Here is a 12,821-nt window from a genome sequence, read left to right as displayed (position 1 = left end):
GCATCGGAAGCACCTTCTGTATAACGGCTCAGCTACGGCAGCCACGGGCGAAACAAGTTGGGCTACAGTAATTTTCACCGCTAATTCACGGAGAACCCCTATGCGTGCCGTTCGGACCCGGTCCTGGGGCCGGAGTCAGGGGCACTCGCCAGGCGCGGCCTCGGCCGACATCCTCCACCCCGTATCCCGTCGCCGGGCCACTCCTCGCCCGGACACCACCGACGCGCGGTCACCACTGGCGCGGCGAAGTGCCCAGGTCAGCCCGACACCTTGCGGCGGCGCGCCGTACTTGCGGCCGAAGATCGGAAATGAGCCGACTTCATCCCTGGACCGGACATAGTGGACAAACAATCGGACAGTGGACCAGGGAAGGCGGGTGTGGACGTTGCTCGTGCGGATGCGATCGCTCAGTCGGCGGCAAATGGCGCTCATCGCGGTCGGCGGGGTCCTGATCGTGCTCCTCGGGACGATGGTCGTCGGCGCCGGGCGCGGCACACCCACGGGCCTGGCGCTGCGGGGCCTTCCCGGTGAACGTGTCGGCGCGGCCACACTGCCCACCCTGGAACTGCGGGTCGACGCCCGCGGCCACGATCCGCACGCCGTGCGACTGAAGCTCGACGGCACATCGGTGGACGGCCGGATCGACGGCGACACCGTGATCTACCACCCCGAGCGGCTCGGCGACGGCCCCCACACCTTCGCCGCCGAGATCCCCCCGGGCGGACCACTGGGCTTCCTGCGCACCGGCCCGGGCGCCTTCGCGAACTTCACCGTCGACACGACGCCCCCGGAACTCGAACTCACCCCGTCCGACGCCCCGGCCACCTTCCGCCAGCCGATGACCGTGCGCGGCAAGGCAATCGGCGCCGACCGCGTCTCGATCGGCGAGCGTTCGGCGACTCCCGACGCCGACGGGCGCTTCGAGATCACGCTGCCGCACGCCCTGGTCGCGGGCGATGTGGTCGCGGTGGACGCGGCGGGCAATCGGACCGCCCGCAAGATCGAGAACGGCTTGGATCTGGGGCATATGAAGGCCGTGCACGTCACCGCGCACGCCTGGACCTACGACCCGATGCGCGAGGGCGTGCTGGAGCTGGCCCGGCAGGGCCGCATCAACACCGTGCAACTCGATATCAAGGACGAGGACGGTCTGGTCGGCTACGACACCCGGGTCGCCCTCGCGCACGAGGCCGGGGCCGTGGAAAAGCTCTACGACCCCGCGGCCGTGCTGCGTCAGCTGCACGATATGGGCCTGCGCGTGGTGGGCCGAATCGTGGCCTTCCGCGATCCGGCCGTCGCCGAATGGGCTTGGCATGCCGGACACCAGGACTGGGTGGTCCAGAATCCCTCCGGCCAGCCCTACTCGAGCAAGTACGGCGCGATCGCCTTCACCAACTTCGCCCACCCCGCGATCCGCGACTACAACATCGCCCTGGCGACCGAGGCGGCCCGACTCGGCTTCGACGGCGTCATGTACGACTATGTCCGCCGCCCCGACGGGCCGCTGTCGGGCATGGTCTTCCCCGGCCTGACCGATCACCCGAATGTCTCGGTGGCCGATTTCCTGCGCCAGAGCCGCGATCCGGTGCACGAGGCGGGCGCGCACCTCAGTGCCGCGGTCTTCGGCATCGCCGTCAACAGACCCGACGAGATCGCCCAGGACATCTCGCTGATGTCGCGCTACGTCGACTACATCGCGCCCATGTTGTACCCCTCGCACTGGAACCCCGGCGAGTACAACGTCCCCGACCCGAACGCCCAGCCCTATGACATCGTATTGCGTTCCCTACAGGACTTCCGTGCCCGCACAGCGGGTTCCAGCGCGATCGTCCTGCCGTGGCTACAGGATTTCAGCCTCGGGGTTGCCTACGGTGATGCGGAGGTACGGGCGCAGATCGATGCGACACACGCCTCGGGAATCGATGGGTACTTTTTGTGGAGTCCGGTGGTGAGCTATCACGGGGATGCGTTGGGGCAGAACTGACCGGGCCTATTCCGAACTCGCCGCCGTGCAGGTCGGTTCGGTGAAATTCGGCTTTTTGTCGCCGGACTGGTCCTTCCAGTCGTTGAAAGCCGTATCGCCGATGATCTCCATGGCTTTTTCCTCCGTCATCCTCTTCTCGGAGAAGAGGAGCTCGACCTGTGCTTCGAGTTTCGCGCGCAGGTAGTGGAGGATGCCCTCCTCGGTATCGCAGCCCGGTTTGAAGGTCGCGGCGCGCTTCTCCTTCTCGTCCTTCAGCGCGGCGACCCAATCCCGCTGCACCGACGGCTTATCACACAGCGTTCGCACGTAGAACCGCTGTGTCTCACCCGCACTGCCGCCCATGGGCGGCTCGTTGTCACCGGTGAACACGACCGGTATCGCTTCCCGGTACGGCAGGATGTCGTCCTTGTACCGCACGGGTTCCCAGCCATAGATCTTCCACCACTGCCCGATACCGTGGTCCGAGAATTCGGGTTTCTTCGCGCAGAGCGCTTCTCGCAGGTCGCCGTTGTGATCCGTGTTGCTCTCGGCGAACTTCTTCTCCACCGATCCGGCGAAGCTGGAAGGGTCCTCTTTCGAGGGCTCGTTCGCTGCACTGGCCCCGGGCCCGAGCATTACGACGGCACATCCCACCGAAGCCGCCGCAAGAACAAACCGACCGATTTTCCCGCCCATCATCCGATCTCCTCCCGTCAACCCTTCCGAATGGAATTCCGACGACACTCACCCCAATTCGGCCACCTGTTCGCGAAGGACAGGCGGCTCGCGTGTCTACAGGTCTTCGTTCCAACCGGCTCGGAGGATGGGTCCGAACGGAAAGATCTTCAGCGCTATCGCCGCCGGCTCCACCGACCTCGAGTTCGCCACTGCCCCCGCTGAACTCGATCACTGAACCCGGCTTGATGCAAAGCCAGTCCCAGCAGCCCGGCGATCACGAGCGCCGAAACCCCATACGTCACCCCCTTGTCGGCGAGGTCCAGCAACAGGGCGATGACGAACAGTACTGCGGCAGCGATAGCGAACATGTTCAGGTCATAACCCGTCATGCCCGATTCACACCGACGTGCCCGCAAGGGGGCTTGTCACCGCCGGGCCGCAGCATCGAGAATCGCTGTATCCGAACACGTTTCGCACAGTAATGACTCCATCCGCGGGTCCGGGGAGTCGGCACAGCGGGGTAGTTGGTCAGGCAGCACCACAACCGCGCGCACCGACGCGGTCAGCAGACCCCAGAGCGGGATCGAATTGGCCGGGTCCGGCAGCGGGTACCGCCAATCGTGCACGAGGTCCCCGCACGAGCGGATCCGCTTCCCCGTTCGCGAGTATGACGCGCACGACCGGCATCCTGCCCTCGGAACCAAGGGCACAGCGAGCCAATGGCTTTCGGCGAGAGCTGCGGTAGTTTTGCTGTTATGTGGACCTCGCAGCGCACTATGCAATGGAAACGCGGTATCAGCGCTCTCACCCTCGGCGGCGCGATCGCCCTGGGTGTGCTGGCGGGCCCCACCGCCACGGCAGCGGCCGACACCGGCCTGCCCCTGACCAGCGAAACCGATCCGGTCCCCGTGGCCAACGATGGCTGCACCTTCTCCTCGGTCGGCGGCTCCTGCAGCGACCCCGGCCCGGTCGGCAACGCTGTCATCGCCTTCCGCGCCTGGCTGGTGAGCCTGGGCTACGGCACCGGCAGCTCGTCGATGTCGGCCTATTTCTTCTGAGCCACAGCCTCCCCGACGGGCCGCGGTAGCCAGTTCGCACAACCGCGACGGCGACCGATGAGTTCGACGGCCACACCGGGTCTACACCTACAGCCCGCATACTGCGACCCGGCCAGGGAGGACCCCATGAGCACCAACGCACTGCCACCCATCGTCGACACCGAAACCTGGCGACGCGAACTCGACGCCCTGCGCGCCCGAGAAAAGGCCGCGACCCGAGAACTCGACGCGATAGCCGCCCAGCGCCGCCGCCTGCCGATGGTCGAACTCCCCGACTACACCCTGGAGGGCGAAGAAGGCCCCATCCGCCTGGTGGACATCTTCGACAACCGCCCCCAGCTGATCGTCTACAACCACATGTGGTTCCCCGACGAAAAGTGGCAATGCGGCGGCTGCACCGGCTTCACCGCCCAATTCACCCGCCTGGACTTCCTCAACAACTACGACGCCCGCTTCGTCATAGTCACCCAGGGGCCCATCGACGAGGCCCTCGCCTACAAACGCCGAGTAGGCAACAAAATGCCCTGGTACTCCACGGCCAACAGCCCGTTCGGCGCCGACGTGGACGCCCCACCCAACGGCGGCTTCGCGGTGAATGTGTTCCTACGCGACGGCGAAAAGGTCTACCGCACCTGGCATACCAATGGGCGGGGGACGGAACAACTTACTCACACCTTCGCGCTGATCGATCTGTTGCCTTATGGGCGACAGGAGGTTTGGCAGGATTCGCCGGAGGGGTGGCCACAGTCGCCTACGTACAGCCGGTGGAGCGGGTCGGAGGATATCGCCGCCGCGTACGGCGAGCCGGGGGTGTGAACGCTTTCCCGAAACAGCTGAGGCCCGGCTCGCCAAGGCCGGGCCTCAGCCACGAAAACTATTGAATCCCAGCCGATTCGACAGTCACCGCCGTCTCCCCCACAGCAGATAGCCTGCCGCTACGAACTGGCTCGCCGCAAGCAGCACCGCCCCTTCCGCACGGCCGAGCACGACCAGCAGGACCACCGTGGCCAGAACCAGAGCGAAGGCCACAAGATCCTGCCACCGCCCGCTACGCATGAGCCCATCCTTCCAAAACATACTTCTGGTTTGTTTACTGGCTCTATTCAGACTTGATGTCTAAACTTACCGCCGAAAGCAAGGGTCGCAGTCTGGATTGCTCGAGGACAAGCACTTCGACCCCGCTGGAGAAGATCAGGTCGAGTCCGGAGTCAGTCAGGTTGAAGTGCGGATGACCCGCAGTTCGAGCACGGAAGGTTGCATCGATGGCCAAGAAGCCGCTCAAGCCCCCGAGCGTCCCGCCGGGTGCCCGGCACAGCTTCTTCGTGTACATGCAGGGCCTGGTCGTCGACAACGGCGACCTCTCGACTCCGCAGCTCGGCCGACTACTCGACTACTCACACCAGGCTGTCTACAAGGCCTTGACCGGTCCGCGAATGCCCAGCCGCGCCATGGCCGCCAATCTCGCGAAGGTCGTCGGCGGCGAGGCCGCGGCCAAGACGGCCCTGCGGCTGTGGAGCGCGGGCGTTCACGAGGAACGTGGCCTCGCCGAAACGGCGGTGGACGATTCGGCCGACCACGAGCCACCGGCCGCACCAACGGCATTGGATATCGCCCGAGTAATCCTGGGCGACAACGAGAGAGCGGCCACCGACGAGGTCGCCCGCCGCCGCTGGTCGCTTCCCGCTCGGCCGGGCTATCGCGCACGCGCGGCACTGGCGGCCGAAATGCGCGGCCTCGCCGCCGAAGTCGGCGCGGTCGCAGACTGGTTCATCTGCGAGACAACGCGCAGGAACCTCTCCGACTGGCTGTGCGGCAGAGCCATTCCCTCCTTGCACAACCTCGTGAACTTCGGCTACGAACTGCGCCTGGACGAAGCGGGTTGGACACAATTGCTCGGACTCCATACGGCGGCGGTCGCGGAAGCGAGAGCGAATACGTCCTGGCACGTGGCATATCCGGAATAGCGCCGAGCCGGAAAACAGAAGCGGGCCCGGCTTCCGCCGGGCCCGCTTCCAGTGGACATGGCAGGAACTTACTCGAACCGGACCGATCTGCTCGAAAACTTCGCTGAACTGCGACAACGTATCGAGGAAAGCGGACCACATCGGTCAACACGATCCAACAGAGGCACGTCTGGCGGCCGGAAGAAGCAGCCGGAAGAAGCAACTGACTCCAGAAGAGACTGCGGCGATCGCAGCCAAGTACGAGGCGGGTGCTTCCATTGCCCAGCTGAGGGTCGAGCACCACATGGCCAAGCGAACTGTGGCCAAGGCATTGCGGGAGGCCGGAGTGACGATTCGACCGAGGGGCGGGCAGTACCGATGAGGGTACGGATTCCCGCAACCACGATCCGGCAGGTGGACGACTGGCGTCGAACACCAACCTAACCACCCTCTTGCTGTATGTCATCGACGACATATACTGTCAGTGGCGTGAGCGAACTGTTCGCCATCGAGATCGAGCCCGAGGTGCGGGACTGGCTGGAAGCGCTGCCGGCCAGACACTTCCTCAAGATCGACGAATATGTCGGCCTGCTCGCCGCACAGGCAGAGTCGCTGGGCGAACCCTACGCCCGATATCTTGGCGACGGGGTCCGCGAACTGCGCCCAACACTGGATGGCGCTGCCATCCGCATCACCTACTGGCTCGCACCTGGACGACGAGCCGTCCTGCTGACGGTGTTCCGCAAGACTCGAATGCGAGAAGACGCCGAGGTCAAACGCGCGAAACTCGCACAACAGACCTGCCAAGCCGAACACGAGCCCGCCCATCAGGAATTCATCCGCACAATCGAGAAGGGAGAACTGGACCGATGAGCCACGCACGCTGGAAAACCCTACGGGAACGCAAAATCGCCGAAAGTTACACCGAACCCGACGATGTCGCCGAGGCCCGCCGAGAAATCCGGCTCTCCATGGCACTGGCCAAAGCCGTCTACGACCGCCGGACCGAACTCGGCCTCACCCAGGCCGACCTCGCCGAACGTGCCGGCTTGACCCAAGCCAAAATCTCGCGCATCGAAGGTTCCGACACCGTGCCAACCCTCCCCCTACTCGCCAAACTCGCCGATGCGCTCGACGCCACCCTCAACATCACCCTCGACGCCGACGACACCCGAGTCAACTTCACCAGCCACCACACCGACGCTGCGTAAAGTTCGACTGGCACGCTCAGTTACCTGCGCTTGCGCTGAACAGCCGAGCCGACTCCAGGCCATGTTAATCGAGCCAGTTACAGGCCGACCTGCCGATTCCAATCACCTACATACATTTCCAAACGAGAAAATTCCAGCGATGACAGCATTCGATTGTGGGCGATAAAGTTCCTGGCACGCTCAAGCTCATCAAACCTTTGATTTAGCCAGTGCTGGGAAGGTATTAGATCTTCAAAATCGCTCCAGTTATTTGTTATAATTGCGCAAAGCCCGCCAAAATCCACGAATCCTAATATGTCCCGGTTTACACCCTCCAACCAAGAGTTATCGTCGGCATCTTTCATTCTAGATTCCGCAGAGGCGCGTATTCTTGCTGGCACTGACGAGTTGGACCACCAGTTGACGTCCTTTTCTGACATCCTGGCACGAATCAAATCCCGAACAGAATTTTCGAAACAGTATATTATCGCATAGAGACGCGCCATACGCAGTGCATCATTTCTAATGGCTAGCGTAAACGGGGCTAGCGACTCGTCGAGAAGGTTAGATTCCGCGCTCCGACTATCCACACCCACTCTTACGCCAGCTCGTCGGAATACCTCCGCCTCGGCCTCGAACATGAGACTTCTAAATAGCCAGTCACGAAGGCTGTCAGCTGAAATCATGACAGCAGATTCTCTCTAAGCGAACGAAATATCGCGTTGAATACTTCGATGTCTTTCGTGGCCGGAAGATGGACTTGAATTGTGTAGTGCAGTTCAGTACTGAGAGTCGATCTAGTCACGGGTTCTGGACCGTTTTCGGACTCCGCGTCTACCACGTTCTCAGGGGGAGTCCTCTGCAGGCTGGCCGGAACAGCGCGATTTACACTCTCCGCCTTGAGATCGGCATTATCAAGAAGTGCAAAAAAGGTCATCGCCTGAAGCTTCGCAACTTTGGTAGTTGAATTTAATTTGGATTTGAAAAGTCCCTCAATGGCAGGCCTATCAGCCGATGTCGGAATCTCCCGAATGTGGAATACGTCTTCGTATGCATTGCGTAACGCTTCGGCCATAACAGCGCGCGAGCGAGAGCGATCTCTATACTCATGATAACGTTGGAGGGGTGTTCCGTCGGAGGACAAGAAACCAAGATCCTTCAAAAGTGGTATAATTCCGCGATCACTACTACTCGCAAATCCAATTTTCTTGAGATGCTCTGCATTGAACTTGGCAGGCGCTACACCTTCGATAATTTTATTCAGAACCGCGCTTAGATTTTTCGTCGACACAAGGTATCGTCCCGTAAGCATGAAGACCCCTTTCGAAGGCTAGAAGCACCCCGACGGCAGACGTAAAACCAATGTCGCGCCCCAACGTAGGTTCGTTACAGCCAGTGCGACCGCGCGATGGTGGATGCATTGATTATTCCGCGCCACGTCTGAGCGGACTCACATATCAGGGAAATTCGCCAATACGTTCGACTCCGGCGACACCGAAGTAGAAACGCAAGCCTGGTCGGCAGTCACGCCAGGCCCACGAAAGCAAATAAGTCACAAGCACTGGACGGAAACCCGGACTCTGACTTGAGTTGACTCAAGGGAGCTGGACCGTCTGGCCGCCCACTGATGTGGCTTGAATGAGATTGCTGCCCAAGTGGGCCGCACGACGAAGGCCCGGTCCTGCTGGACCGGGCCTTCTCAGTGGAGCTGCCGGGAATCGAACCCGGGTCCTCCGCCGTGTCACCAGGGCTTCTCCGTGTGCAGTTCGCTGTGTCTCTGCTTGGATCTCTCGGTCACGCGAACAAGCCGAGATGACGATCCCAGTCGCTGTTTGATGTTCCGTCCGGCTCCGCGACCGAGTCGGACGGTTAGCCCTCTAGTCGATGCCAGGGACCGGGTCGAGGGCGGACCCGGGCTGACAGAGACGCTCTACTGCTTAGGCAGCGAGAGCGTACTCGCGCTGAGAAGTCTCGGCGCTTATTAGGTTGCAGCGACGCTTACGGTGGTCTCTTGCCTGCACCGACACGCTTCCCCTGAATCTACGTACGCAGTCGAAACCGTTCAGCCCCGTCTGTGTCATCGATCCAGATGACGCCCGGCTGGTGAACCGGGCTATTCATTGTAACAGCTTCGGTTGAGCGTTCATTCCGCGGGGCGTCCGGGCGCGGCGCGGGGCGCGCTGCCATAACCATTCGGGCGCAGCGGGTTTCAGGCCGTGGCGATAAGTGCGACCGACCCCAGGGCCAGGACCATTCCGATCTGTTGCAGGGGGCCTACCCGCTCCCCCAGCAACACCATCGCCAACAGCACCGTCGCGGCCGGATACAGCGAGCCGATCACGCTGACCAGCGACAGCAGCGAGCCGTGGAAGGCGTACAGCATCGCGACGTTGGCGATCACGTCCAGCACGCTCACATAGGCCGCCAGCCGCAGTGGTTTCCCGGTCGGGGCCTGGAAATGGCCGGTCGCCACAGCCGCGGTCCACACCACGAGCGTCGCCGCGACGCGGGAGGACACCAGCGGCCAGAGTCCGGCCGGACCCGCGGACTCGTGCAGGAAGACGAACGCGAAGCCGAACGCGATACCTGAACCCACGGTCAGCAGCGCCACCCGCCGGTCGAAGCGCAACTCCCGACCGCCGGTGATCTCCTCGGTCACATCGTCGGGCGATTCCTTGCTGACCAGCGCCACGGCCACGACCGCGCAGCCGATGCCGACGTAGGCGGGCGGATCGGCCCGCTCCCCCGACAGCAGTCCGATCACCACGGGCACCCCGGCCACCAGCACCGCGGTCAGCGGCGAGACGACGGCCATGGGCCCACTGGCCAGTGCGGCGTAGAACCACCACACCGCGAGCCCGCTCGCCACACCCGCCGCCGCGCCCCAGGCCAGCGCGGCCGTATCCAGCCGCGCGTCGACCAGCGGCGCGATCGCGAGCATCAGCAGCACCGACAGCGGATAGGAGACGATGACGATGCGCAGGGCGGCGACCCGGCGCGAGGCGACCCCACCGACGAAATCGCTCACCCCGTAGCCGACCGCGGCGAGCAATGCCAGCAGGACCGCGGTCACCTCATGCCCTTGACCCGACGGCCGAGCTCGCGCGTCACCTCCCGCTCCGCGGTGCGACGAGCCAGATCGTGGCGCTTGTCGTAGTCCTGCTTACCCTTGGCCAGCGCGAGTTCGACCTTGACCTTGCCGTCGGAGAAGTACATCGACAGCGGCACCAGGGTCTGCGAGGACTCCTTGGTCTTACCGGTCAGCTTGTCGATCTCGCGGCGATGCAGCAGCAGTTTGCGAGTGCGTCGCGGTGAGTGATTGGTCCAGCTGCCGTGCCCGTATTCCGGGATGTGCAGCCCGCGCAGCCACACCTCGCCGTCGTCGATCGTGGCGAAGGCATCGACCAGTGACGCCTTACCCTCACGCAGGCTCTTGACCTCGGTACCGACCAGCGCGACCCCGGCCTCGAACGTCTCCAGGATCGTGTAGTTGTGCCGCGCCTTGCGATTGGTGGCGATGACCTTGCGCCCTTTCTCCTTCATAACGGTCAACAATAATTGCCGCGGGCAATCGAATATTCCGCGCGTTCGCCGTGGGCTGATCAGGCGCCCGCGGCCGCGGCCTTCAGCACGCCGAACGCCTCGCGCACATGGTCGGCGAACTCGCGATCGTTCGGATCGTCGAGCCAGCGCTCGAAGGACACCTTGAACACCGCGATCCCGGCCTCGGCGATCAGACTCGCCGCGGGTTCGGCGACTCCGCGGGCCCGCAGGGCCTCGGCCACGGCCGCACCGAGCGTAGCGAGCTTGCTCAGCTCACGCTCCCGCAGGGCGGGATTGGCGACGATGATCTCGCGGCGTCGCCGGGCTTGATCACGCCGGTCCTGCATGACCGCCGCGACCGCCAGCACGGCCACGGCCGCGACGTCGACGGCCGCGACGGATGCGGGAGTTTCGGCGATGGCCTTCGTCATGATCTCGCGCAGCAGATCCTGGCCTCCGAACAGCACCTCGCGCTTATCGGCGTACTGACGGAAGAAGGTGCGTTCGGTCAGCCCGGCGCGTTCGGCGATCTCCGCGACGGTCGTCCGATCGAAGCCGCGTTCGCGATACAGCTCGAGCGCGGCCGTCTCCAGCCGCTCACGCGAATTGGGCTCCCATCGACTCATGGCACCGATGATATGGGATGACAGTGACTGACATCGGCGCTATGCTTATGTCAGTTACTGACATCGCATTCCTGAAAGGTGTTCATCATGCGCGTATTCGTCACCGGCGCAAGCGGTTTCATCGGGTCCGCCGTTGTTCCCGAACTTCTCCAGGCCGGTCACGAGGTCGTCGGCCTCGCCCGCTCGGACGCCTCGGCGCGGGCGCTGCTGGCCGCCGGGGCCGAGGTCCATCGCGGATCCCTCGACGATCCGGACGACCTGGGAACCGCCGCGGCGGCCGCCGACGGCGTTATTCACCTGGCATTCGTCCACGACTTCGCCAACTTCGCGCGGGCGGCGGCCACCGATGCGCGGGCCATCGAGGCGATGGCCGAGGCGTTGGAGGGTTCCGAGCGTCCGCTGGTCATCGCCTCCGGCGTACTCGTCCTGCGCGAGGGTCTCGAGGCTGGAGGAGCCGCCGGTCCGCGCGCGGCCGGTGCGCGGGCGGCGGTGGCGGCCGCGGCCCGCGGGGTCCGATCCTCGGTGGTGGGTCTGCCGCCGTCGGTGCACGACGTCTCCGATACCGGTTTCGTCCCGCGACTGATTCAGATCGCCCGTGACACAGGCGTTTCCGGCTATGTCGGCGACGGCGCCAATCGCTGGCCCGCTGTGCACCGCACAGACGCCGCCCGCCTGTTCCGTCTGGCCCTCGAAAAGGCCCCCGGTGCAACGATATTGCCCGCGACCGCCGATGAGGGCATTCCCACCCGCACGATCGCCGAGGTCATCGGCCGCCGCCTGAACGTCCCCACCGCCGCCATCGAACCCGAAAGGGCGCTGGACCACTTCGGCTGGATCGGTCCGTTCTTCTCGATCGACGCCGCGACCTCCTCCGCCACCACCCGCGAGATCCTGGGCTGGGAGCCGACCGGACCCGGCCTGATCGAGGATCTCGAGCACGGCGATTACTTCGAGAACTAGCCCTACAGCGAAATATCCACGGCGACATCGGCATCCCGCAGAGCGGCAGAGCCGCCGTCGGCATCGAAGTCCAGGCCCAGTGCGCTGATCAAAGCGGCGTTCGGTTTGTCTCCATCCGCCAGGTCGACGTCCACATCCAAGCGCGCCTCGATCGCGGTATCCGCGTCGACCTGGTCGGCGAGTGCCGTGCCGAGGGCCGCGTCGAGGGCTTTCGAGAAGTCCGCGGCAAGCCTGATGCCCTGTTCGGCGAGTTTCAGCGTAACCGTGTTCGTCCCTTTGTTTTTGACGACCTCGGCGCTGCCGGGCTCGACCACCGACCCGATTCGCGTACCGGCGCGGCCGCCGACCGTCGCGGTGACCGAACCGGTCCGAATATCGACGGAAACCTTCGAGACGACGACCTTCTTGCTGTCCTTGGACAATTGAATTCCGCCCTGCAGCAAGACCTTTCCGCCGGTGATCTTCTCCGCGTAGGTGAGCTTGCTGGCCGAATCGACCTTCAGGTTGATGCCCCCGTCGACCTTCCTCGCCGCACTCACCGCCGTCACGGTCACGCCGCCGGCGGCGAGATCGAGGGCGCTGTCCAGGTCGAGAGTCAATCCGGCTCCCGCCAGGGAGCTTTCGCCGCGCTGTACCGCTTCGGCACGCACCGAGACCGGTCCGGCCTGGGCAGGCAATGGATCAGCGAGGAAGACGATGCCTGCGGCCGCCAGCACGATCGCGCCGGTCGAGAAGAAGCGGCGTCCACAAGTCCGAATAATCACCACCGTTATTCGATCCCGGCCAGTCGGTGGATGGCTCGCGGCAGGGAATTGCGGCCTGCCGCACGATAAATCGGCGGCAGACCGCCCTGCGGTCGT

Annotated in this window: 17 protein-coding genes and 1 other RNA gene; 8 read left to right on the top strand and 10 right to left on the bottom strand. The window is 64.0% G+C overall.

Annotated elements, in window-relative coordinates; all coding sequences use genetic code 11:
* Positions 1 to 358: 358 nt before the first annotated feature.
* A complete protein-coding gene (locus NP4_RS01760) occupies positions 359 to 1,984 on the top strand; it encodes a putative glycoside hydrolase (protein ID WP_245996908.1) in 1,626 nt (541 codons plus the stop codon).
* A gap of 6 nt (positions 1,985 to 1,990) precedes the next feature.
* On the opposite strand, the gene NP4_RS01755 is transcribed toward NP4_RS01760, so the two are convergent.
* Positions 1,991 to 2,662 carry a hypothetical protein gene (locus NP4_RS01755; RefSeq protein WP_147287819.1) on the bottom strand — a complete coding sequence of 224 codons (672 nt, stop codon included), beginning with the start codon at positions 2,660 to 2,662 and terminating at the stop codon, positions 1,991 to 1,993.
* 152 nt (positions 2,663 to 2,814) lie between these two features.
* Entirely contained in the window at positions 2,815 to 3,030 is a 216-nt protein-coding gene (locus tag NP4_RS01750; protein ID WP_067990773.1) for a hypothetical protein, read from the bottom strand.
* A gap of 366 nt (positions 3,031 to 3,396) precedes the next feature.
* Between NP4_RS01750 and NP4_RS01745 the strand changes: the two genes are divergently transcribed.
* Positions 3,397 to 3,699: a hypothetical protein gene (locus NP4_RS01745; RefSeq protein ID WP_067990770.1), complete on the top strand. Its 303-nt coding sequence runs from the start codon at positions 3,397 to 3,399 to the stop codon at positions 3,697 to 3,699.
* A gap of 126 nt (positions 3,700 to 3,825) precedes the next feature.
* Complete coding sequence (locus NP4_RS01740) at positions 3,826 to 4,515, top strand: DUF899 domain-containing protein (protein ID WP_067990767.1); 690 nt, start codon at positions 3,826 to 3,828, stop codon at positions 4,513 to 4,515.
* Between the two features lie 84 nt (positions 4,516 to 4,599).
* On the opposite strand, the gene NP4_RS40585 is transcribed toward NP4_RS01740, so the two are convergent.
* Positions 4,600 to 4,755: a hypothetical protein gene (locus NP4_RS40585; protein ID WP_156524873.1), complete on the bottom strand. Its 156-nt coding sequence runs from the start codon at positions 4,753 to 4,755 to the stop codon at positions 4,600 to 4,602.
* 206 nt (positions 4,756 to 4,961) lie between these two features.
* On the opposite strand from NP4_RS40585, the gene NP4_RS01735 reads away from it, so the two are divergent.
* The 4 genes from NP4_RS01735 (at position 4,962) to NP4_RS01725 (ending at position 6,853) form a co-directional block, all read left to right on the top strand.
* Complete coding sequence (locus tag NP4_RS01735; protein ID WP_067990764.1) at positions 4,962 to 5,663, top strand: hypothetical protein; 702 nt, start codon at positions 4,962 to 4,964, stop codon at positions 5,661 to 5,663.
* Positions 5,602 to 6,024 (top strand): helix-turn-helix domain-containing protein, encoded by a 423-nt coding sequence (locus NP4_RS43250; protein WP_373863804.1) that lies wholly within the window; start codon positions 5,602 to 5,604, stop codon positions 6,022 to 6,024. The genes NP4_RS01735 and NP4_RS43250 overlap by 62 nt, the downstream gene beginning before the upstream one ends.
* A 107-nt stretch (positions 6,025 to 6,131) precedes the next feature.
* The gene (locus NP4_RS01730; protein WP_067990761.1) at positions 6,132 to 6,515 is read left to right on the top strand and encodes a type II toxin-antitoxin system RelE/ParE family toxin; all 384 of its coding nucleotides are present in this window, start codon (positions 6,132 to 6,134) and stop codon (positions 6,513 to 6,515) included.
* On the top strand, positions 6,512 to 6,853 hold the full coding sequence (locus tag NP4_RS01725; RefSeq protein WP_067990758.1) for a helix-turn-helix domain-containing protein: 342 nt from the start codon (positions 6,512 to 6,514) through the stop codon (positions 6,851 to 6,853). Before NP4_RS01730 ends, NP4_RS01725 begins: the two co-directional genes overlap by 4 nt.
* Positions 6,854 to 6,930: 77 nt before the next feature.
* On the opposite strand, the gene NP4_RS39535 is transcribed toward NP4_RS01725, so the two are convergent.
* From NP4_RS39535 to NP4_RS01705, 6 genes are all read right to left on the bottom strand, one after another.
* Positions 6,931 to 7,197: a hypothetical protein gene (locus NP4_RS39535; RefSeq protein ID WP_484193546.1), complete on the bottom strand. Its 267-nt coding sequence runs from the start codon at positions 7,195 to 7,197 to the stop codon at positions 6,931 to 6,933.
* A gap of 317 nt (positions 7,198 to 7,514) precedes the next feature.
* Positions 7,515 to 8,144 carry a DUF5343 domain-containing protein gene (locus NP4_RS40580; RefSeq protein ID WP_147287817.1) on the bottom strand — a complete coding sequence of 210 codons (630 nt, stop codon included), beginning with the start codon at positions 8,142 to 8,144 and terminating at the stop codon, positions 7,515 to 7,517.
* A gap of 388 nt (positions 8,145 to 8,532) precedes the next feature.
* Positions 8,533 to 8,902, bottom strand: a transfer-messenger RNA (tmRNA) gene (gene ssrA / locus NP4_RS01720).
* A gap of 139 nt (positions 8,903 to 9,041) precedes the next feature.
* A complete protein-coding gene (locus NP4_RS01715) occupies positions 9,042 to 9,905 on the bottom strand; it encodes an EamA family transporter (protein WP_174556085.1) in 864 nt (287 codons plus the stop codon).
* Complete coding sequence (gene smpB / locus NP4_RS01710) at positions 9,902 to 10,375, bottom strand: SsrA-binding protein SmpB (protein WP_062506489.1); 474 nt, start codon at positions 10,373 to 10,375, stop codon at positions 9,902 to 9,904. The genes NP4_RS01715 and smpB overlap by 4 nt, the downstream gene beginning before the upstream one ends.
* Before the next feature lie 59 nt (positions 10,376 to 10,434).
* Complete coding sequence (locus NP4_RS01705; RefSeq protein ID WP_067990756.1) at positions 10,435 to 11,001, bottom strand: TetR family transcriptional regulator; 567 nt, start codon at positions 10,999 to 11,001, stop codon at positions 10,435 to 10,437.
* 87 nt (positions 11,002 to 11,088) lie between these two features.
* On the opposite strand from NP4_RS01705, the gene NP4_RS01700 reads away from it, so the two are divergent.
* Positions 11,089 to 11,961 (top strand): SDR family oxidoreductase, encoded by an 873-nt coding sequence (locus tag NP4_RS01700; protein WP_067991918.1) that lies wholly within the window; start codon positions 11,089 to 11,091, stop codon positions 11,959 to 11,961.
* A gap of 2 nt (positions 11,962 to 11,963) precedes the next feature.
* Here the strand turns inward: NP4_RS01700 and NP4_RS01695 are convergent, their stop codons facing one another.
* Positions 11,964 to 12,725, bottom strand: a complete 762-nt coding sequence (locus tag NP4_RS01695; RefSeq protein WP_147287816.1) for a hypothetical protein — start codon at positions 12,723 to 12,725, stop codon at positions 11,964 to 11,966.
* Positions 12,726 to 12,821: the final 96 nt, after the last annotated feature.

Source organism: Nocardia pseudobrasiliensis NBRC 108224 (assembly GCF_001613105.1).
In the GTDB taxonomy this organism is placed as follows: Bacteria; Actinomycetota; Actinomycetes; order Mycobacteriales; family Mycobacteriaceae; genus Nocardia; species Nocardia pseudobrasiliensis.
This window is presented reverse-complemented; position numbering and strand designations above follow the sequence as displayed.

What these genes read in the sequence shown, in the direction of transcription:
- NP4_RS01755 (WP_147287819.1), bottom strand. Translation starts at nt 2,662, where the DNA reads ATGATGGGCGGGAAAATCGGTCGGTTTGTTCTTGCGGCGGCTTCGGTG.
- NP4_RS01750 (WP_067990773.1), bottom strand. Translation starts at nt 3,030, where the DNA reads ATGACGGGTTATGACCTGAACATGTTCGCTATCGCTGCCGCAGTACTG.
- NP4_RS01745 (WP_067990770.1), top strand. Translation starts at nt 3,397, where the DNA reads ATGTGGACCTCGCAGCGCACTATGCAATGGAAACGCGGTATCAGCGCT.
- NP4_RS01740 (WP_067990767.1), top strand. Translation starts at nt 3,826, where the DNA reads ATGAGCACCAACGCACTGCCACCCATCGTCGACACCGAAACCTGGCGA.
- NP4_RS40585 (WP_156524873.1), bottom strand. Translation starts at nt 4,755, where the DNA reads ATGCGTAGCGGGCGGTGGCAGGATCTTGTGGCCTTCGCTCTGGTTCTG.
- NP4_RS01735 (WP_067990764.1), top strand. Translation starts at nt 4,962, where the DNA reads ATGGCCAAGAAGCCGCTCAAGCCCCCGAGCGTCCCGCCGGGTGCCCGG.
- NP4_RS01725 (WP_067990758.1), top strand. Translation starts at nt 6,512, where the DNA reads ATGAGCCACGCACGCTGGAAAACCCTACGGGAACGCAAAATCGCCGAA.
- NP4_RS39535 (WP_484193546.1), bottom strand. Translation starts at nt 7,197, where the DNA reads ATGAAAGATGCCGACGATAACTCTTGGTTGGAGGGTGTAAACCGGGAC.
- NP4_RS40580 (WP_147287817.1), bottom strand. Translation starts at nt 8,144, where the DNA reads ATGCTTACGGGACGATACCTTGTGTCGACGAAAAATCTAAGCGCGGTT.
- smpB (WP_062506489.1), bottom strand. Translation starts at nt 10,375, where the DNA reads ATGAAGGAGAAAGGGCGCAAGGTCATCGCCACCAATCGCAAGGCGCGG.
- NP4_RS01705 (WP_067990756.1), bottom strand. Translation starts at nt 11,001, where the DNA reads ATGAGTCGATGGGAGCCCAATTCGCGTGAGCGGCTGGAGACGGCCGCG.
- NP4_RS01700 (WP_067991918.1), top strand. Translation starts at nt 11,089, where the DNA reads ATGCGCGTATTCGTCACCGGCGCAAGCGGTTTCATCGGGTCCGCCGTT.